Here is a 17,946-nt window from a genome sequence, read left to right on the forward strand (position 1 = left end):
GCCTGACGGAACCCGAAGCCCGCGCCGCCGTTCGCATCATGCCAGGCATGGAGATGGAGATGGGCGGTTATCAAGTATCGGGGCAGACCCCCGGCGACGACGGGTTCGACGAAGAAGGCTATGACGAAAGCCAGCGCGCCGAAATATTGGAAGCGACGCGCGACGGGCCGACCGACGGGACGATCCTGACTGACCTCGACCCCGATCTGGGCGATGAGCCAGACAAGGACGATGTCGAGATGTCCGACGCCGATGTCGGTGAAGAAGATGATGACGCCGACATAGACGAGGACGATATCGACGAGGACGAGGTCCAGGACGGATTCGACGACGGCGATTCCGACGACGACGACTTGTCCGACGCCGACGACGAGGCGCTCAATTCCTGACGCCCAATTCCTGACGCCCAATTCCTGGCGCCATGTCATCGGCGTTGACCGCCGGCTAGCGACGGCCCTAGGTTTTCGGCCCGACCGGAAGCCGAAAGGAGAGCCGATGTCCAGGGACCCGCGCGTCGACGCCTATATCGCGAGCAAGAACGATTTCGCGAAACCGATCCTCACGCATCTGCGCGACCTGATCCATGGCCATGCGCCCGCGGTCGAGGAAACGATCAAATGGAGCATGCCGTTCTTCACCTATAAGGGCGAATTGCTCGCCAATATGGCGGCGTTCAAGGAGCATGCCGCGTTCGGTTTCTGGGACCGGCTGGGGCTCGCCACCGGCAAGGAAGGCGACGCAATGGGGCAATATGGCCGCCTGACCGACGTCGCGACGCTGCCGCCCGACACGCTGCTGCTCGAGCGGCTCGACCAGGCGCTGGCCAAGATCGATGCCGGTGAAAAACCCAAGCGGCCGGCCCGTGCCGGCAAGCCCGAGGCCGAGGTCCCGCCAACGCTCGCCACCGCGCTGGCGGCGGACGCGCAGGCGACGGCGAACTGGAACGCCTTTGCGCCGAGTTGCCGCCGCGAATATTGCGAATGGGTAGCCGACGCCAAGCGCGACGAAACGCGGGCCAAGCGGGTCGCGCAGACGGTCGAGCAGGCGCGCGAGGGCAAGAAGCTCAACTGGAAATACGAGGATTGCTGAGGGGAAGCGAGTTGTCGACCTCCTAATCTCCCCTCCCTGACAAGGGAGGGGATCAAGGGGTGGGTATAGCGGCGGGCGAGGTTCGATGCCTCGCTCGTCGCTGTTTTGGCGATCAACTATTGAGTCTTTGTAGGCGCGCAGACGCGCGCACCCACCCCCGACCCCTCCCTGCAAGCAGGGAGGGGAGTCACTTGCCATCTTTCTCTGATATGATACGTTATCACGTAACTTAAAGGGAGAACGCTCATGGCCAGCCATACCGCCCATTCCCAACCGATCGCCGAGATGAACATCACGCCGCTGATCGACGTCTTGCTCGTTCTGCTGATCATGATGATCCTCACCTTGCCGGTCGCCACGCACAAGGTCGCGGTCGACTTGCCGAGCGGTCCCGGCCATCCGGTGTCGCCCGACAAGATGCACCGGCTCGAAATCGCCGCGTCGGGCGCGCTCAGCCTCGACGGCGCCGCCACCACGGAGAGCGCGTTGCCCGATCAACTGGTCGCGACGATGGCGGACAAGGATGCCACGCTGACTATCCGCGCCGATGCCGCCGCGCGCTACGAGACGTTCGACCGCGTGCTGGCGACGGTGAAGCGCGCGGGCGTCACGCGGCTGGGGTTTGTCGGCAACGATCAGTTCAAGGGCGTCTTCTGACGCGGGAACGACGCGGGCGTCGGAACGTTCACACCCCCTATCACCGTATTGTCCGGGGGTTTCATCTTGCGCGCCGTCTTGCTTGTTCCGTTCCTGTGCCTTGCCGCTTGTTCGCAGCCGACCACGACCGGCAATAGCGAAGTCGATATCAACGATGCCGCCGAACGCGCACGCGGCGACATCAACAGCTATAATGCGACGGACAATGTGTCGGAGGTCGCGACCAACGGTGCGACGGCGCCGGCTACCGACGATGAACCGCCGCTGGCACCCGCCGCGCCCGGCCAGCCGGGCGGGCTGCCCGATGACCGGACGCCGGTTTCCGAGGGGAAGTTCACCCCCGACAGCGCGCAGGGGGCGGCGAACGTCGTCCAGATCTATTTCGCCAGCATCGAGGGCGGTAAATACGCCGCCGCCCGCGCCTTGTGGGGCGATGACGGTGCCGACAGCAAATTGAGCCCAGCGGCGTTCGCCGTAAGCTTTGCCAAATACAAGGAATACCACGCCAATATCGGCGGCCCGGGCGAGATCGAGGGCGCGGCGGGAAGCCGCTATGTCTCGGTGCCCGTGCAAGTCTATGCCCGGCTCAAGGACGGCCGGCCCGATTACCAGACCGGTACGATCGTCCTGCGCCGCACCGTCGTCGATGGCGCGACGTCCGAGCAGCGCAAATGGCACATCTATTCGATCGACCTGAAGCCGGCCCCCGGCAAGGGTGGTGCGAAACCGGGCGCGGATGACGGAACCGGTCCTGGCGATACGAGCGGCACGCCGCCGGTGGTCAGCGCGCGCTACCGCTGCATGGACGGGAGCAAATTCGCGGTGCGGTTCGATAATCAGCGCGACACCGCCGAACTCACCCGCAACGCCCGGCCGCTGGCGACGCTCGACGGGCAGAAGCCGGCATCGGGCATCTGGTACAAGAAGGGGCCATACGAGCTGCGCGGCAAAGGCGATGCCGCGACCTTGACGACGCCGGGTCAGCCGCCCATCGCGTGCACCGTCATTCGCTAACGAAAGAGATCGACCGGCATGTGGACGGTGGCCCTGCTCGCGCTGTCCAATTGTTTCATGACGATCGCGTGGTACTGGCATTTGAAGGGCGGCATGGCCAAGCCGCTGTGGATCGTCATCGCGATCAGTTGGGGCATCGCCTTTTTCGAATATTGCCTGGCGGTGCCCGCCAACCGCATCGGCTATGCCGCCGGCTGGTCGGGCGGACAGCTCAAGGTGACGCAGGAAGCGATCGCGCTCGCGGCGTTCGGCGTGTTCATGGTGACCGTGCTGGGTGAACCGCTCGGTTGGCGGCATCTGGGGGCGTTTCTCTGCCTGGTCGGCGCGGTCGCGTTCCTGTTCGCGGGGAAGTAGGCGGTACCCACAACACCGCCGTCATGCCGGGCTCGTCCCGGCATCCACTGCGCAACAATGCCTCAGCTCGATTGTGGAGGAGTGGATGCCGGGACGAGCCCGGCATGACGACTCGAAAGAAGGTGCCGTGAACCAGGACCTTCGCGGTTAGGGCTAAATGCTACGACCTCAGCCCCTAATTCCCCATCGCGTTGGCGAGCACCGCCAGGTCGCCATTGTCGACCGCGACGCCGGTCGCGTCGGTGTCGGCTGCGACGCTGTTGTTGGTCACCGGATCCGGCGTATTGGCGCTCGCCACGTCGTACGCCGTCCAGATGATCCCGGCCGCCCAGAACAGCGCCGACCATCGGCTGCGAAAGATTTTGGTCGAGATCATCACCGGACGATAGCCCGGCACAGTTAACGCGCGCTCCGCAAAGCCGGTTAACGGCGGGATTGCCCGATCGCTCGCACGGTCATAGCATCGCGCGACTTCAACCAAGGGAGAGGCGCGATGACCAGAACGATGTCGGCATTGATACTGGTGATGGCGGCGAGCGTGCTGACCGCGGCGGCGGCGACGCGGCGCGCCGATGCGGACCAGCTGATCGCGGCGCGGCAGGCGGGGTTCAAGCTTCAAGGTGCGGCCTTTGGCGGGATGAAAGGCGTGATCGACGCCAAGGGCGACGTGAAGACCCAGGCCTTCGCCGCCGGCGCGATCGCCGCCTGGGCGCGCGCCTTGCCCGGGCTGTTTCCTGCGGGCAGCGACGGCGGCACGACCAAGGCGCTGCCGACCGTGTGGAGCGACCGCGCCGGGTTCGAAAAGGCGGCGGCGACACTGGCGACCGAGGCGGCCAAGCTCGCCGACCTCGCCAAGGCAGGCGATCAGCCCGGCTTCGCGACGCAATGGGGCGTGGTGCGCAACGCCTGCTCGGCCTGCCATGACAAGTACCGGGTGGCCGACAAGCCCAAGGGATAGGGGTGCGGAGCGGCGGCAGGCGGTAGGCTCAAAAAGCCGCTTGGCAGGAAGCGACCCAGTAGCGGTCGTTCTTCAAAATGTTATCATCGGGGAATGTTGATACTTCTGGCGATCAGTAGCTTGGCCGTGCCGGACTGGGATACATTACGCCTTAACTACGGCAATCCGGTAGGGCGGATTGTGTGGCCGTATGTCAAATGCGTGACGGATCGCGACAATAGCCTGCCTCCCCGAAGCGTAAGACGAGCAATGTCTGACTGTCGCCCCGCCAAATTGAAGGCAATCAAGGAGGCTCGCGCGGGCAACGAGCGACAACGCGTCGCGTCCGCACTTCGCGATTTTGAAGCGCGGTATATGAGGTTTAAACTCAGAAGTTCCCATGTACGGGATGAATAATTTACCGGCTTCCTAATCCAAGAATCGTTGCCAGCGGATGTCCGCTTTCCGCCATTCCCCCACGGTCCTGTTTATGACCTCACCACCTAATTCGGCATCACCTTGCCGCTGATCTCGCCATCCGGGAATTTGTCGGTGTGGATGTTGATCACGATCTTGCCGGCGTTCAGCGCGTCGACGAATTCCTCGAACGTATCCTGATCGTTGAGCAGCTTCGCGCCCTCGGCATAGGCGTAGTTGCGCATCGATACGTGGAACCCGGTCTTGGTCGCGCGATAATTGGCGCCATAGGGCACGGGCAGCACCGCTTCGACATCGTCGGCGGTGCGATATTGGTGGAAATGGACCGGGCCGATCGGCTTGGCGACCAAGGCGTCGTTGAGCTGATCGAGCGTGATCCCCTGGACGTCGAGCTCGACCGAGACGCGTTGCGACTTGGTGTCGACCTTGACCGTCACGCGGCCATGCGCGGGCGATCCGGTCGTCGTCGGGATCGCGGTGCCGTCCAGCGCCGCATGAAAGCTCTCGGTCCTGGCGGCGGCCGGGGTAGCGATCGCGATGGCGGTGACGGCGGTCAGGGCAATCAGGGGAGTGAAGCGCATCGAATCCTCAATTGGCAGGCGAGCACGGGGCACGCGCTCGCGGCTGGTTAGCTCAGGCAAGCTTGCCCCAGGATGAAGCGGGCTCTCCTCCCCGATTTGGCCGGGACATAGGGCCGTTGCGACACCGGCGATAGGACAGACGCGGCACGCAAAATTCCCTCTCCCGCATGCGGGAGAGGGAGGGAGCCGCTCGCAGAGCGGCGGAAGGGTGAGGGCAGGGCGGTTGTTGTCCCGCCTCCGACGTGCCTCGGGCGGAAATGGGGACACGTCCTCACTCCCGTGCGTAGCGGCGCGGCAAAGCCGCGCCGTCGGACCTCGCTGACGCGAGGCCGGCCGCGCTGACCGCCGGTACCGGAAATAGCGGGGCTATTTCCGGGCGCTCAGCGATTATCCAGCTGACTCCGCACCGCCGCCAGCCCCAACCGGCTGATCCGATATGGCTGCCCGCTCTGGCTGAAGATCAGCCCGCGCCGCTTGAGCTTGCGGAACACCGGCAGCGAGCCGTCCGTCAGCACATGGCCTTCGCGGGTGAAGCAGATCGCCTCGACGATCCGCCCGTTGCTGTCACGGCGGTGATGGATCGCGCCGCCCTGCGCGAGCGCGTGCAGCACGCGCTGTTCGTACTTGGAAATGTTCACGTGGAATGTGCCCGTCAGTCGAGAAAACGACCGCGCCGCCCGACCGGGACGTCCCGGCGGGTCGAGCGCATGACGACGGCGCCTCCGGCAAAACCGGGGCCGTCAGGTCAGCGGGCGACAATTTCCTTCATACTTCCCTCAGGGGTGGTGAACGCCGCTGATGTGCCGTTCGGCGGCGGGTTCGTCAAGATTTGGGGGTGTACCAAGACGATATTCGACAAGGGCTTTAGGTGCTTAGCCGACGTGGTAGGATTAGGTTGAAAGGGGAGCTTGTCATGACCGGATGGATCGATTGGCTCCGCAACCTCCGTGGAGTACAATGGCTGGCGCTCGTCGCGTTGCTCTGCGCCTATGCCGTCATCGCAATGCCGTTCCTCGGCATGCCGTGGAATCGGATGGAAGATTTCGTGGCCCTGCTCATGATTTTGGGCGTGTTTGTTTTGCTCGCCACTGGCGGGAATACAGCCGCAGCAAGGCCAGGGCCATCGGGATTTGGCCATCTCGGCAGGGTCGCGATGGCCATGATGTTCATTTGGGGGCAGCCGTGGTGGCCTGTCCCGCGTCCCCAGCAAGCCAGTGATTTTTGGGTCTTCGTCTGGCCGTTCATCGTCCTGGTGAACGCAACTCAGCTTCTGTCGGCGAGGGCGCCAGATACCAAGGGCGCGGCGCTCGACGAGGAACCTGGTCTGGCGTGAGCCGCCGTCAGGCGAAGCCCGCACCCGCCTCGCGAGGATCGCAGCGGATCAGCCGGCTGGTCGCGACCGCCGCCTGGCGATGGACGACCGCGACGCGATAGGCGGGGTCGGTCACCATCTCGAGAAAGGCATGCGCCGACGGGTAGAGCGCGACGAACGCGGTATCCCACGCCTCGTCCGCCGGCCCGGTCAGCACGAGGCGCGGCGCACCCGACCAAATGACATTGCCACCGACGCGGCGAAAGATCAGGCCGCTTTCCGCGCCGTAGCGGGCATAGGCTTCGGCCCCGGTCAGTCCGAGCGCGGCGCAGTCATGGTCGTCGGGATAGGCGGCGCCCTCGCGATAACGGACCAGGTTGAGCATCGCGATCGGCGCGTCGCGAGGGAGCGCCTTGAAGGCGTCGAACTGCTCGCGGGTGGGGTCGATGTGGGCTTCGGGCATTGGGCTCTCCCGGGGCCGATGTGAAGCTATTTCGGAAGTCAGTAAACCGTCACCGCCATCCAAACGAACATGCTTAAAAAAGCAAAGTGGCGATAAATATCAGAACTAATAACCATATCGACAATACGGCGGAAGAAATGGTGAATGGAAGATTTTCGATAGTTATATATTTTGATATAAAATCGAAATTGGATGCAATCTTAACAATTGGAAACGCAATGAAAAATATCGACATAACTATTACATTGAACAAGGCCGTGCTATATATGGCAAAATTCATTGATCCTGCAGGAGATCCCTTATTTATGATCCAATTGTAACCGCCAAGGTCATAAAATAGGGTTTCGGCGAGAAGATTGTCCAGTGCAACTGCCTCTCTATTATCTCTCTCGGCGATATTGTGTTTATGAAACCATCCCTGTCCATTTTCTGGAGATAGAGCAAGATAGGGTGAGAAAGTTAAATACGATCCAACCCCGGAGGTTACATTACTCATTGTATCTTGCAAATTTAACTGGAGATAATAGTTGTAAATTTGTGAGTAACTCACATTTTTGTTATTGTAAGTGACAAGTGGAGTTATGAGCACAGATCGTTCGTGAAGGCAGGCGGAATATATATTATTCAGATTTACAGAGTCTCTTTCAACTAGGATGCTACGATCATTCGCTAAAAACATACTTATAGAGAATTTTTTGCAAAAATTATCTAGAACTTGTGCAAAAGATCTTTTGTCACGAAACTCTACCGAGGAGGTGCTTGAAGAAAAGCCTAATTCCAAGCTGCGGTAGCCCGTTGGATTTCCGCTCGCATCGGTCTGTCGAATCGACTTTCCGTCGGCAGACATGGATGCCTGCGATATGTGGCCTGCTCGAACTTCTTTTCGAGTTAAGTAGAAGTCCAGGTCGTTTCCATTGTTAGATCTATTTCCTTTATAGGAATAACTGACGTCAATCGTGAATATTTTATCTTGATGTGTGATGACATCATACAGTTCTGGATCGGTTATTTTGTTATCTAGCGCTCTGGCCGTTTCGGCGAGCGGGCTATCCAGGAGCCGATCGAACTTAATTTCGATTGGTATATTTCGCTGCGTGGATGTGATGTCGATGTATGAGCAAGCGAGCAGAGCGGCGGGTACGCCAAAAAGGGCGATAGAAGAAGTGATAAGAAAGTCTGCATATGCAACTAGTAAAAACTTGAAGAAATTTGGAGTAGTTCTTAGTATTTCTAAAAAATATAAAGTTTGTGCATTTGCTAATATGTATAACGGCAGGCCTATTAATAGGCAAATCATCCAGCTCAGCTTTTCTGCAGAGCTTCCATATGTCCATACCGATACTATGGTATCATATCTCGATGAACTATATAGTGGCAGAAATAATATTGATCCACCGATGAGTAATACATAGGCAATAGATGATCTAAGTAAGAATCTGCCAGATGTAGATTTTACGCCATACAATTGTGTGTATAATTTCCACGCCCACGCAGCAATGTAGGAATGCCAATCTAGTTGGTTAGATCGTTTTATTAATTCTACGGCCCGTTCTTTGAATGAGGGGGTCGCAAGTTTATCCAAGGCGCCACCAGCACTTAAAGCGGTGGTCACCAAGCCCAGTTCGATAAGCAACGCTCCCCCTCCTAGATCGTTTACTCCGCCGCAATCCCCGCCTTATCGAACATATCCCCTTCGCCGCTCCCGACATCCTCGTTCGCCGCAGGCCCGGCCTTCGCCTTCTGCCGCTTGTCGAAGCTGTCCCACACGTCGTTCCATTGCCCACGCGTCGCCGCCTTCGAATATTCCGTCGCGCGGGTTTCGAAGAAGTTGGCGTGCTCGACGCCGTTGAGCATCGGGGTCAGCCAGGGCAGGGGATGCTCGTCGATCATGTAGATCGGCTTCATGCCGAGCTGGCTCAGGCGCCAGTCGGCGATGTAGCGGATGTACTTCTTGATCTCCTTGGGGGACATGCCGTTGACCGGACCCTGTTCGAACGCGAGATCGATGAACGCGTCTTCCAAGCGGATGGTCGTCTGGCACACGTCGCCGATATCGTCGCGCACCGCCTTGGTCAGGCAGTCGCGTTCCTGCACGAAGGCGTGGAACAGGCGGATGATGCCTTCGCAATGCAGGCTCTCGTCGCGGACCGACCAGGACACGATCTGGCCCATGCCCTTCATCTTGTTGAAGCGCGGGAAGTTCATCAGCATCGCGAAGCTGGCGAACAGCTGCACGCCCTCGGTAAAGCCGCCGAACATCGCCAGCGTGCGGGCGATATCCTCGTCATTGTCGACGCCGAACTGCTGCAGATAGTCGTGCTTGTCCTTCATCTCGGCATATTCGAGGAACATGCCGTACTCGCTCTCGGGCATGCCGATCGTGTCGAGCAGATGGCTGTACGCCGCGATGTGCACCGTCTCCATGTTGCTGAACGCGGTCAGCATCATCTTGACCTCGGTCGGCTTGAACACACGGCCGTATTTCTCGTGATAGCAATCCTGCACCTCGACATCCGCCTGGGTGAAGAAGCGGAAGATCTGGGTCAGCAGGTTGCGCTCATGGTCCGACAGCTTCTGCGCCCAGTCGCGGCAATCCTCGCCCAGCGGCACCTCTTCGGGCAGCCAGTGGAGCTGCTGCTGGCGCTTCCAATATTCATAGGCCCAGGGATATTCGAAGGGCTTGTAGGTCTTGCGGGCACTGAGAAGGGACATGGGCGAACTCCGGACTAGAATGTGATGGGAATGATGCCGCCGATCGGGACGATCCCGAACGACAGAAGAGCGACGACGAGCCACATACCGGGCGTGGCCATGAACAGGGCGCGCGCGAAGCGGCGCGCGGCTTCGGGATTGACCGCGCCGGCCTGGGGCGCGGCGCCGACCATCGAATCCGCCTGGTTGGCCATGCGGAGAAAATAGAAGGCAATCACCAGGTCGGTGACGCAGACCAACGAGATCAGGCCGAGGAGCAGGGCGCCGCTCATGATGCGTGCCCTCCGAGCCTGTGCATCACGCTTGTGCCGACGACAAAGACACCCATGGCTAATATGCAAAAGCCGAGAATACGTGATCCGAGAGCATTGTAGGCGTTTGAATCAAAAGAGGCGAGGATCTGTTGGACGCCGAAAACCGGCATCCACCCTAGTCCAAGATCCTCCGCCCAAGCCGGCGCTTCGATTCCGATCAGCGATTTGCCTAGCCACTGGACCAGTACGAAGCCGAGCCAAAAGACGTATAGTACGGTCAGCACGTCATTGGCGGTTTTGAACCTCTGTGGCGCCCCGGGAACCGTGTTCGCCTGATGTTGCGCTATGGCAGTTTCGATCGAGCGCAATTCCTCGAAATAATTGTCCTCGCCTCGCGTGAGACGGCGATCGAGCCGGCGTTGCAGACGGCGCCCCCTCGACGCGTGCCAGCTATCGACGGCGCCAAACTTCCGCGTCGCGATGCCAATGGCCCAGCCGACGGCCGTGACCAGACCCGCCGTCAGCAACGACCAGGCGATATAGTCGCGTGCGCCGCTCATGCGCCCGCTCCCCAGCTCGCCATCGCGGTGGCGAACACCGTCAGGATCGCGGCCAGCGCGAGCAGCATCGTCGCGCCGATGCGCTGGGCATAGATCGCGCCTTCGCTCGCCGCGCGACGCGTGAGGACGATGATCCCGCCCGCGCCGGCGACGCCGGCGACCGCATACATGACGAGGGGCGCGCGGTTCATGCCGCCTTCCTTGCGCCGTAGCGACCGGCATTGGGCATGCGGGAAATCCCGGATGCCGCGCGCCCACGGCCTCGCCTAGGCCAATGGTGTGTCGCCATTCGACAAGAGGAGAAAGAACGATGAGCCAGTTGAGCAACGTCCGCGAGGGTATGGCCGTGATCGGTGCCGATGGCGTCACAGTCGGCGTCGTCGATGCGGTCACGCACCACAGCATCATGCTGCGTCCGACCGGCACGCGTGGTGAGGAAGGCGAGCGCGCCCACTTCATCCCCGCCGGCCTGATCGCCGAGATCGAGGGCGATACCGTGCGGTTGAGCGCCAATGCCGATGTCGCGGTCACGTTCGAGGACGAGCGCCTCTAAGGCGCCGACCAGGGGCATGCGACCAACTTCGCTGTCGCGCGTTCTGCCCGCGTAACCCTCATCACTACAAGGAGCATGACCATGGTCGATCTCAGCCAGATCAAGGAGCATATGGAAGTCATCGGCGCCGACGGCGTCCATGTCGGCACCGTCGATCATGTCGATGGCGACCGCATCAAGCTGACCAAGAAGGATTCGGGCGCGGATGTCGAGGAAGGGCAGGGCAGCCATGCCGGGCACCACCATTACATCTCCAAGGGCCTGATCGCCGACATCGAGGGCGACACGGTGCGGCTGAGCGCCAATGCTGATGTGGCGGTTCAGTTCGAGGAGGAAGAGCAGGCTTGAGGGGAGACTCCCCCTCACCCTTCCGGCGCGACGCGCCTCCCTCCCTCTCCCACAAGGGGAGAGGGAGATTGTAGCGCCCCGGCTCCCTCTCCCCTTGTGGGAGAGGGAGGGAGCGGCGCGTAGCGCCGCGGAAGGGTGAGGGGGACGCTCAACCACGAACTGCCCCCTTCATTACATCGAGCAAGTGATCCGCGATCGCCGAGATCACGCCTTCGACATTACCCATCACATCATTGTTGTTCCAGAAGCGGATCACGCGATATCCTTCGTCGTTGAGGAAACGCGTACGAACCTCATCGCTATCCCTGCGCAACGCATGTGTCGCATCGTCGATCTCGACGATCAGCCTGGCACCATGCGAGCAGAAATCCGCATGATAACGACCCATCGGCACCTGATGGCGGAATTTCGCCTCAGGAAAAGCCTCGCGCAATGCCCGCCGCATGACGAGCTCGGGATCGCCGGCGTTCTTGCGGAGGTCACGCGATCTGGCGGTGGTCGAGGCGGGCAGCAGTTGGCGCTTGGTCAGGCCGTCCGCATTCCCCCTCACCCTTCCGCGACGCTGCGCGCCGCTCCCTCCCTCTCCCACGAGGGGAGAGGGAGATTGGTGGCCGCCTAGCTCTGCCACCTCACTGGCACGCCAGGCATTCGTCATAGTCCGTCGTTTCGCCCAGCTCGAACTTGGGCGCCTCGATCGTGTTGTCGGCTTCGACCCCGCCGGCGAACCCGGCGCGCTGCACCGATTTCGAGCGGAGATAGTAAAGCGACTTCACGCCCAGTTCCCACGCGCGGAAGTGGAGCATCAACAAGTCCCACTTCTCGACATCGGCCGGGATGAACAGATTGAGGCTGGTCGACTGGTCGATATAGGGCGTGCGATCGGCCTGGAGCTCAATCAGCCAGCGCTGGTCGATCTCGAAGCTGGTCTTGTAGCAGTCCTTTTCCTCCTGGCTGAGGAAGTCGAGATGCTGGACCGAGCCGCCGCGCTCGAGGATCGTGTTCCACACCGCGTCGCTGTTCTTCGATTTCTCGATGAAGATCTTCTCGAGATACGGGTTCTTGACCGAGAACGATCCCGACAGCGTCTTGTGGGTGTAGATATTGGCCGGGATCGGCTCGATGCACGCACTGGTGCCGCCGCAGATGATCGAGATGGAAGCGGTCGGCGCGATCGCCATCTTGCAGCTGAACCGCTCCATCACGCCCATGTCGGCGGCGTCGGGGCAGGGGCCGCGCTCGACCGCCAGCGCCATCGACGCGGCGTCGACCTGCGCGCGGATCTGCTTGAACATCTTCATGTTCCACGACTTGGCCATCGCGCCTTCGAACGGCAGGCCGCGCGCCTGGAGGAACGAGTGGAACCCCATCACGCCCAAGCCGACCGACCGTTCACGCATCGCCGAATAGGCGGCGCGCTCCATGCCGGGCTCGGCGCGGTCGATGAAATCCTGCAGCACATTGTCGAGGAACCGCATGATGTCCTCGATGAAATGCACGTCCTTGTTCCACTGGTCCCAGGTCTCGAGGTTGAGCGAGCTGAGGCAGCAAACCGCGGTGCGATCCTTGCCGAGGTGATCCTTGCCGGTCGGCAGGGTGATTTCCGAGCACAGGTTCGAGGTCGAGACCTTGAGGCCGAGATCGCGATGATGCTTGGGCATCGTCGAGTTCACGTGATCGGCGAAGATGATGTACGGCTCGCCGGTCGCCAGACGGGTCTCGACCAGCTTCTGGAACAAAGCGCGGGCATCGACCTTGCCGCGTTCCGAGCCGTCCTTGGGCGACTTGAGCGACCATTCGGAGCCGTCGCGCACCGCTTCCATGAAAGCGTCGGGGATCAGCACGCCATGGTGCAGGTTGAGCGCCTTGCGGTTGAAGTCGCCCGAGGGTTTGCGGATCTCGAGGAACTCCTCGATCTCCGGGTGCGAGATGTCGAGATAGCAGGCGGCCGAACCGCGGCGCAGCGAGCCCTGGCTGATCGCGAGCGTGAGCGAGTCCATCACGCGAACGAACGGGATGATGCCGCTGGTCTTGCCGTTGAGGCCGACCGGCTCGCCGATGCCGCGGACATTGCCCCAATAAGTGCCGATGCCGCCGCCGCGCGAGGCGAGCCAGACATTCTCGTTCCAGGTATCGACGATGCCGTTGAGGCTGTCGGGCACCGAATTGAGGAAACACGAGATCGGCAGGCCGCGTCCGGTGCCGCCGTTCGACAGCACGGGTGTCGCCGGCATGAACCACAGACGCGAGATATAGTCGTACAGGCGCTGCGCGTGCGCGCCGTCATCGGCATAAGCCGACGCCACGCGGACGAACAGGTCCTGGTACGATTCGCCCGGCAGCAGATAGCGGTCGTTGAGCGTGTCCTTGCCGAAATCGGTCAGGAGATCGTCGCGCGAATGATCGACCTCGACTGGATATGGCTTGGCGATAGACTTCGAATCGCGCTTCTTCGTCCGGGGTGCCGCATTCGCCTGCACCGTAGCCGCTGCTGCCTCGATCGCATCGGTCGCCATATTTTCGCCCGTTCCTTCGGTGTCTCTGAAATCCATCTCTCGCCCCTGCTTTTCCGCTCGCACAAATCGACTCGGGGGAACGAACCCCCACCTTACCATTTGGGCTCCACAGGCGAGAACAAAAATAGTCCACAGCCTGTTTAAAAAGCACGAGCAGGGCCCTGCCGCGATATAAGATCGCGACTGGATTTCCACCAGTGCTTGGGTCGCCCCCGAACCGAACTACAACAGATTGTGCCTATCCGGCGTCGGACGCAATACCGTAAATGACGAATTAGTGACTCCATTCGTCGCTATTTTGACTCGACTCACGGAAGGTCCGATCCGGTCCATTCGCCGCGACGCGCGGGTTTCCGCGGGCTTCCGCGAAGGCAAGGGAACGAACACGGAACACACAAAAATATTGTGGTCGATAGCTGGACCGTATCAACCGGTTGTGGTCGGGTCGAGTCATGACTGATCCGATCGCTTCATTTGATCAGATTCGCGGACTCCTGGCTTTATGGGCGCGGATGACGCGCCACGATTCGCCGGCCGAGCCACGTCCCGTCCCGATCCGGACGCTGCTCGACATACTCGGTCTCGGGCTCGAACAGACGATGTCGATGTTGGGACAGTCCCAGCCCGACTGGCCGGCATTCGTCGCTTGGATAGAGGCGACCGCGGGAGCGCCCGACGCGGCGCGGCTGGCGCGCTTCACCGCCTGGTATGACGGCGACGAGCCGCCCGCCGACGAACGCGCCCGCCAGGCGGCGGTGATGGCGATGGCGCCGGTGTTCGACGCCGGTGATCTGGCGCGATGGGATCGCGACGGCGTCGTCGTGCTGCGCCAGGCGATTACCCGCGATCAGGCGGCTGCGATCGCCGATCATCTCTGGTCGATCCTCGATGCCGATCCGGCCGATCCCGCGACCTGGTACGGACCGCGCACCAACGGCATCATGATCCAGCATTTCCAGCATCCGACGATGGACGTGCCGCGCCGCTCGATGCGCATGGCGAAGGGGTTCGCCGAGCTTTACGGCCATGCCGACCTCATCGTGTCGACCGACCGCTTGAGTTTTAACCCGCCGATCCGGCCCGGCTACACCTTTCCCGGGCCGCATCTGCACTGGGATGGCAATCTGACCGCGCCGATCGCGCTCGAGACCCAGGCGATCCTCTATCTGACCGACACCGCCGCCGATCAGGGCGCATTGCAGGTCGTGCCGGGCTTCCACCATCGCCTGGCCGATGGCTGGATCGCGAGCCTGAACGGGGCGGATCCGCGGACCATCGACCTGTCGTCCGAAGCAGTGACGGTGCCGGCCGGGGCGGGCGATCTCGTCATCTGGCGCCACGAAATCCCTCACGGTGCCAGCGCCAATCGCAGCGACCGGCCGCGCCTGGCGCACTATGTGAACCATTATCCGATGCACTGGCCCGACGAGCGGCCCTGGCTGTAGCGCCTGGGTCCGATGGCGTGCGTCCCTCAGCTCGCCTTGCGGACCTTGCGCGTCGGGACCGGCGCGTTGAGCCGCTCGAGGTTGAAATTCTGCGCGAATTCCAGGCCCGCACGGCCGTCCTTGGCCCAGCGGACGGTCGCCGGGAACATCTGGCCTTCGAGCAATTCGATTTGGACGTCGACGCCCGACGGATCGATGGGAAACTCGATGCCGTCGATCAGCGCGCCGGTCGACGAGATGTTGCGGATGCGGACCTCGCCCTTGGTGACGCCGAGGTCGAGAATGGCCGAGCGCAGCATCGTCGATCGCGGGCTACGGCTGACCTTGTAGCCGAGCGGGGTGGCGTGGCCACCGGCGGCCTGGAGCTGGCGGATGACTTCCTCGCTGCGCGCGGGCTTGCCATAGACATAGCCCTGGATGTGGCTGCAGCCGAGTTCGCGGATCAGCTCGACTTCGTCCTGGTGTTCTACCCCTTCGGCGGTGGTTTCCATGTAGAGCGTGTTGGCCAGCGTCACGATCGCCTTGATGATCGCGGCGTTGCGGTTGCCCGGCACGGCGGCGCCGCGCACGAAGCTCTGGTCGATCTTGATCTTGTCGAACGGCGCTTTCTTGAGATAGCCGAGCGACGAATAGCCGGTACCGAAATCGTCGAGCGCCAGACGCACGCCGATCCCTTTCAGCGACTTGAACATCTTTTCCGAACTGGCGTTTTCGTTGACGAACACGCCCTCGGTGATCTCGAGCTCGAGCCGATGCGGTGCCAGGCCGGAATTGGCCAGCGCGGAGGTGACGATAGCGGGCAGCGCCGGATTGGCGAACTGGATCGGGGAGACGTTGACCGCGACGCGGACATGGCTCGGCCAGCCCGCCGCCTCGCGGCACGCGGTCCTGAGCACCCATTCGCCGATCGTCTCGATCATCCCGCATTCCTCGGCGATCGGGATGAATTCGGCTGGGCTGATCGCGCCGCGCGTCGGGTGGTCCCAACGGATCAGCGCTTCATAGCCGACGATCTGCTCGCCCTCGGTCGATACGACCGGCTGATAGGCGACGTAGAATTGGTTGCCGACCAAGGCGTGGCGCAGATCGTCTTCGAGCTGTTTCTTGGATTGGGCGCCCGCGAGCAACTCGCTGCGGAAGAAGCGGTGGACGCCGCGGCCGTCGCCCTTCGCCTCGTACAATGCGAGGTCGGCATTGCGGATCAATGTCTCGGAGTCGCTGCCATCCTCGGGTGAGATTGCGATACCGACCGAGCAGCCGATCGTGATCGACGATCCATCGATGAAATATGGCTGCGAGAGCGCCGCGATCACGCCCTTCGCCAAATCCCCCAGGCGGTCGCGATTGCCTTCGCCGGGCACCACGACCTGGAATTCGTCGCCGCCTAGCCGACCGACCAATCCGGCGTCGCCGACCGACCGTTGCAGCCGTTGCGCCACCTGTTTCAGCAAGGAGTCGCCCATCTGGTGGCCAAGCGTGTCGTTGACTGCCTTGAAGCGATCGAGGTCGAGCAGCAACAGCGAGGTGATGGCATGGCCCGATTGCGGCGCCAGCGTCTTGTCGAGCGAGGCACGCATGCGCTGGCGATTGGCGAGCCCAGTCAGGCCGTCGAACAGCGCGAGGCGCGTAATCTCGGCTTCGGACCGGCGTTTTTCGGTGAGGTCGCGGCCAGATCCGACAAAGCCCTGGAACCGGCCGAGCTCGTCGATCATCGGCCGGCCGGAAATCGACCACCAGCGCTCGCTATCCTCGTCGACGGCGGGGCACACCGAATAGTCGGAAAAGCTGGTGCGGGAGGACAAGTGAAAGCTCAACGTGCGCTCGGTGTCGCCGGCTTCGGTATCCATGCGAAAGATGTCGGTGAGCCTGCCGGCGATCGGCTCGACGCCGAGCCGGGCGAATTCGCGCCCGACCTTGGCCGACAGATAGGTGATCAGGCCGTGGCGGTCGGTCTGCCAGAACCAGCCGTCGCCATGATCTTCGACCTCGCGCACCAATTGCGCAGCGAGGCGGCCCGAACTGCTCTCGGCCTCGTCGAGCCGGTTGCGCTCGACGTCGTTGCGGGCCAGTCGCACGGTCGAGATCGTCAGGCTGGCGAGCGCCAGGAAAGCGATCGCCGTGGGCAGGCCGAGCCCGGTATGGATTAGCACCATGCCGGCGAGCGCGGCGGCAAAGACCAACGTCGCGGCGCGCAGCGGATGGATCGCGATCGCGGTGATCGTCACGCCGGCGAAGACCGCAATGAACCCGGCGAGATGATATTCGCCCACTGGAAACGCCGCGACCAGCGGCAGTAGTGACAGGAGCCCGACGCCAAGCGCGCCCGAACAGAGCGTCAGGGTGCGGATCTGGACATGGGTCGGCCAGAAACGCGCGAAATTGAGCTTGAGCTGGGCGAGAGCGGCGATAGATGCCGCGGCAATCACGCCGCCGCGCAGCGCCGCCAGGCGGATAAGATCGTCGTGCCCGGTATAATGCGCGATCACGCCAACGACGAGCGGCGCGAGCAACTGGGCGAACAGCACGAACGGCCAGACCGCGCTCAACTCGCCAATGCGCTGCAATCGCGCCTCGATCGTCTCCGGCGTGGCGTCGATGTCGAGCGCCAGCGCGCCCCAGGTGGAACGCGTTGCATCGGCCACAGATCGGCTCGGACGAACGGACATGACCATGCCCGTAGCGCGAAGACGTTAGGAAGTGCTTTCAGCCCGAACTA

22 protein-coding genes are annotated in these 17,946 nt (G+C 62.0%); 10 read left to right on the plus strand and 12 right to left on the minus strand.

Going from position 1 to position 17,946, the window contains the following annotated elements:
- Nucleotides 1–59 precede the first annotated feature (59 nt).
- The 5 genes from AC1DQQ_RS03140 (at nucleotide 60) to AC1DQQ_RS03160 (ending at nucleotide 3,114) form a co-directional block, all read left to right on the plus strand.
- On the plus strand, nucleotides 60–389 hold the full coding sequence (locus AC1DQQ_RS03140; protein WP_478044214.1) for a DNA primase: 330 nt from the start codon (nucleotides 60–62) through the stop codon (nucleotides 387–389).
- Nucleotides 390–495: 106 nt separating this feature from the next.
- Entirely contained in the window at nucleotides 496–1,089 is a 594-nt protein-coding gene (locus AC1DQQ_RS03145) for a YdeI/OmpD-associated family protein (protein WP_478040405.1), read from the plus strand.
- A 246-nt stretch (nucleotides 1,090–1,335) separates the two neighbouring features.
- Entirely contained in the window at nucleotides 1,336–1,746 is a 411-nt protein-coding gene (locus tag AC1DQQ_RS03150) for an ExbD/TolR family protein (protein WP_478040406.1), read from the plus strand.
- A 66-nt stretch (nucleotides 1,747–1,812) separates the two neighbouring features.
- Nucleotides 1,813–2,760, plus strand: coding sequence for an MliC family protein (locus AC1DQQ_RS03155; RefSeq protein ID WP_478040407.1), 948 nt, complete (start codon nucleotides 1,813–1,815; stop codon nucleotides 2,758–2,760).
- Between the two features lie 18 nt (nucleotides 2,761–2,778).
- Nucleotides 2,779–3,114: a DMT family protein gene (locus AC1DQQ_RS03160; protein WP_066816687.1), complete on the plus strand. Its 336-nt coding sequence runs from the start codon at nucleotides 2,779–2,781 to the stop codon at nucleotides 3,112–3,114.
- Between the two features lie 175 nt (nucleotides 3,115–3,289).
- Here the strand turns inward: AC1DQQ_RS03160 and AC1DQQ_RS03165 are convergent, their stop codons facing one another.
- Nucleotides 3,290–3,511, minus strand: coding sequence for a hypothetical protein (locus AC1DQQ_RS03165; protein ID WP_478040408.1), 222 nt, complete (start codon nucleotides 3,509–3,511; stop codon nucleotides 3,290–3,292).
- 96 nt (nucleotides 3,512–3,607) lie between these two features.
- On the opposite strand from AC1DQQ_RS03165, the gene AC1DQQ_RS03170 reads away from it, so the two are divergent.
- Nucleotides 3,608–4,072 (plus strand): c-type cytochrome, encoded by a 465-nt coding sequence (locus AC1DQQ_RS03170; protein ID WP_478040409.1) that lies wholly within the window; start codon nucleotides 3,608–3,610, stop codon nucleotides 4,070–4,072.
- A gap of 482 nt (nucleotides 4,073–4,554) precedes the next feature.
- On the opposite strand, the gene AC1DQQ_RS03175 is transcribed toward AC1DQQ_RS03170, so the two are convergent.
- Nucleotides 4,555–5,070, minus strand: a complete 516-nt coding sequence (locus tag AC1DQQ_RS03175) for a CHRD domain-containing protein (RefSeq protein ID WP_478040410.1) — start codon at nucleotides 5,068–5,070, stop codon at nucleotides 4,555–4,557.
- Between the two features lie 380 nt (nucleotides 5,071–5,450).
- Nucleotides 5,451–5,708: a YjhX family toxin gene (locus AC1DQQ_RS03180; protein ID WP_478040411.1), complete on the minus strand. Its 258-nt coding sequence runs from the start codon at nucleotides 5,706–5,708 to the stop codon at nucleotides 5,451–5,453.
- Nucleotides 5,709–5,983: 275 nt separating this feature from the next.
- Between AC1DQQ_RS03180 and AC1DQQ_RS03185 the strand changes: the two genes are divergently transcribed.
- The gene (locus tag AC1DQQ_RS03185) at nucleotides 5,984–6,403 is read left to right on the plus strand and encodes a hypothetical protein (RefSeq protein ID WP_478040412.1); all 420 of its coding nucleotides are present in this window, start codon (nucleotides 5,984–5,986) and stop codon (nucleotides 6,401–6,403) included.
- Nucleotides 6,404–6,410: 7 nt separating this feature from the next.
- On the opposite strand, the gene AC1DQQ_RS03190 is transcribed toward AC1DQQ_RS03185, so the two are convergent.
- The 6 genes from AC1DQQ_RS03190 to AC1DQQ_RS03215 form a co-directional block, all read right to left on the minus strand.
- Nucleotides 6,411–6,845, minus strand: a complete 435-nt coding sequence (locus AC1DQQ_RS03190) for a DUF1330 domain-containing protein (protein WP_478044215.1) — start codon at nucleotides 6,843–6,845, stop codon at nucleotides 6,411–6,413.
- Between the two features lie 73 nt (nucleotides 6,846–6,918).
- Entirely contained in the window at nucleotides 6,919–8,478 is a 1,560-nt protein-coding gene (locus AC1DQQ_RS03195) for a hypothetical protein (protein ID WP_478044216.1), read from the minus strand.
- 20 nt (nucleotides 8,479–8,498) lie between these two features.
- Complete coding sequence (locus tag AC1DQQ_RS03200; protein ID WP_478044217.1) at nucleotides 8,499–9,557, minus strand: ribonucleotide-diphosphate reductase subunit beta; 1,059 nt, start codon at nucleotides 9,555–9,557, stop codon at nucleotides 8,499–8,501.
- 14 nt (nucleotides 9,558–9,571) lie between these two features.
- Nucleotides 9,572–9,829 carry a hypothetical protein gene (locus tag AC1DQQ_RS03205; RefSeq protein ID WP_478044218.1) on the minus strand — a complete coding sequence of 86 codons (258 nt, stop codon included), beginning with the start codon at nucleotides 9,827–9,829 and terminating at the stop codon, nucleotides 9,572–9,574.
- A complete protein-coding gene (locus tag AC1DQQ_RS03210; RefSeq protein ID WP_478044219.1) occupies nucleotides 9,826–10,371 on the minus strand; it encodes a hypothetical protein in 546 nt (181 codons plus the stop codon). Before AC1DQQ_RS03210 ends, AC1DQQ_RS03205 begins: the two co-directional genes overlap by 4 nt.
- Complete coding sequence (locus AC1DQQ_RS03215) at nucleotides 10,368–10,562, minus strand: hypothetical protein (RefSeq protein WP_478040417.1); 195 nt, start codon at nucleotides 10,560–10,562, stop codon at nucleotides 10,368–10,370. Before AC1DQQ_RS03215 ends, AC1DQQ_RS03210 begins: the two co-directional genes overlap by 4 nt.
- Nucleotides 10,563–10,681: 119 nt before the next feature.
- On the opposite strand from AC1DQQ_RS03215, the gene AC1DQQ_RS03220 reads away from it, so the two are divergent.
- Together AC1DQQ_RS03220 and AC1DQQ_RS03225 are read left to right on the plus strand one after the other, a co-directional pair.
- Complete coding sequence (locus AC1DQQ_RS03220; protein WP_478040418.1) at nucleotides 10,682–10,924, plus strand: DUF2171 domain-containing protein; 243 nt, start codon at nucleotides 10,682–10,684, stop codon at nucleotides 10,922–10,924.
- Between the two features lie 81 nt (nucleotides 10,925–11,005).
- Nucleotides 11,006–11,272, plus strand: coding sequence for a DUF2171 domain-containing protein (locus AC1DQQ_RS03225; RefSeq protein WP_478040419.1), 267 nt, complete (start codon nucleotides 11,006–11,008; stop codon nucleotides 11,270–11,272).
- Nucleotides 11,273–11,420: 148 nt separating this feature from the next.
- On the opposite strand, the gene AC1DQQ_RS03230 is transcribed toward AC1DQQ_RS03225, so the two are convergent.
- Together AC1DQQ_RS03230 and AC1DQQ_RS03235 are read right to left on the minus strand one after the other, a co-directional pair.
- Nucleotides 11,421–11,822, minus strand: coding sequence for an endonuclease domain-containing protein (locus AC1DQQ_RS03230; protein WP_478044220.1), 402 nt, complete (start codon nucleotides 11,820–11,822; stop codon nucleotides 11,421–11,423).
- 79 nt (nucleotides 11,823–11,901) lie between these two features.
- A complete protein-coding gene (locus tag AC1DQQ_RS03235) occupies nucleotides 11,902–13,821 on the minus strand; it encodes a ribonucleoside-diphosphate reductase subunit alpha (protein ID WP_478044221.1) in 1,920 nt (639 codons plus the stop codon).
- A gap of 416 nt (nucleotides 13,822–14,237) precedes the next feature.
- On the opposite strand from AC1DQQ_RS03235, the gene AC1DQQ_RS03240 reads away from it, so the two are divergent.
- Nucleotides 14,238–15,230: a phytanoyl-CoA dioxygenase family protein gene (locus AC1DQQ_RS03240; protein ID WP_478044222.1), complete on the plus strand. Its 993-nt coding sequence runs from the start codon at nucleotides 14,238–14,240 to the stop codon at nucleotides 15,228–15,230.
- A gap of 26 nt (nucleotides 15,231–15,256) precedes the next feature.
- On the opposite strand, the gene AC1DQQ_RS03245 is transcribed toward AC1DQQ_RS03240, so the two are convergent.
- Entirely contained in the window at nucleotides 15,257–17,872 is a 2,616-nt protein-coding gene (locus tag AC1DQQ_RS03245) for a putative bifunctional diguanylate cyclase/phosphodiesterase (RefSeq protein ID WP_478028356.1), read from the minus strand.
- Nucleotides 17,873–17,946 lie beyond the last annotated feature (74 nt).

The sequence above is a fragment of the Sphingomonas sp. P4_G3 genome (genome assembly GCF_056401105.1).

Excerpts from the sequence above, each read along its gene's own strand:
- AC1DQQ_RS03150 (WP_478040406.1), top strand. The coding sequence starts at position 1,336 with ATGGCCAGCCATACCGCCCATTCCCAACCGATCGCCGAGATGAACATC.
- AC1DQQ_RS03185 (WP_478040412.1), top strand. The coding sequence starts at position 5,984 with ATGACCGGATGGATCGATTGGCTCCGCAACCTCCGTGGAGTACAATGG.
- AC1DQQ_RS03190 (WP_478044215.1), bottom strand. The coding sequence starts at position 6,845 with ATGCCCGAAGCCCACATCGACCCCACCCGCGAGCAGTTCGACGCCTTC.
- AC1DQQ_RS03200 (WP_478044217.1), bottom strand. The coding sequence starts at position 9,557 with ATGTCCCTTCTCAGTGCCCGCAAGACCTACAAGCCCTTCGAATATCCC.
- AC1DQQ_RS03205 (WP_478044218.1), bottom strand. The coding sequence starts at position 9,829 with ATGAGCGGCGCCCTGCTCCTCGGCCTGATCTCGTTGGTCTGCGTCACC.
- AC1DQQ_RS03145 (WP_478040405.1), top strand. The coding sequence starts at position 496 with ATGTCCAGGGACCCGCGCGTCGACGCCTATATCGCGAGCAAGAACGAT.
- AC1DQQ_RS03175 (WP_478040410.1), bottom strand. The coding sequence starts at position 5,070 with ATGCGCTTCACTCCCCTGATTGCCCTGACCGCCGTCACCGCCATCGCG.
- AC1DQQ_RS03225 (WP_478040419.1), top strand. The coding sequence starts at position 11,006 with ATGGTCGATCTCAGCCAGATCAAGGAGCATATGGAAGTCATCGGCGCC.
- AC1DQQ_RS03235 (WP_478044221.1), bottom strand. The coding sequence starts at position 13,821 with ATGGATTTCAGAGACACCGAAGGAACGGGCGAAAATATGGCGACCGAT.
- AC1DQQ_RS03170 (WP_478040409.1), top strand. The coding sequence starts at position 3,608 with ATGACCAGAACGATGTCGGCATTGATACTGGTGATGGCGGCGAGCGTG.
- AC1DQQ_RS03240 (WP_478044222.1), top strand. The coding sequence starts at position 14,238 with ATGACTGATCCGATCGCTTCATTTGATCAGATTCGCGGACTCCTGGCT.
- AC1DQQ_RS03160 (WP_066816687.1), top strand. The coding sequence starts at position 2,779 with ATGTGGACGGTGGCCCTGCTCGCGCTGTCCAATTGTTTCATGACGATC.
- AC1DQQ_RS03210 (WP_478044219.1), bottom strand. The coding sequence starts at position 10,371 with ATGAGCGGCGCACGCGACTATATCGCCTGGTCGTTGCTGACGGCGGGT.
- AC1DQQ_RS03140 (WP_478044214.1), top strand. The coding sequence starts at position 60 with ATGGGCGGTTATCAAGTATCGGGGCAGACCCCCGGCGACGACGGGTTC.
- AC1DQQ_RS03215 (WP_478040417.1), bottom strand. The coding sequence starts at position 10,562 with ATGAACCGCGCGCCCCTCGTCATGTATGCGGTCGCCGGCGTCGCCGGC.
- AC1DQQ_RS03220 (WP_478040418.1), top strand. The coding sequence starts at position 10,682 with ATGAGCCAGTTGAGCAACGTCCGCGAGGGTATGGCCGTGATCGGTGCC.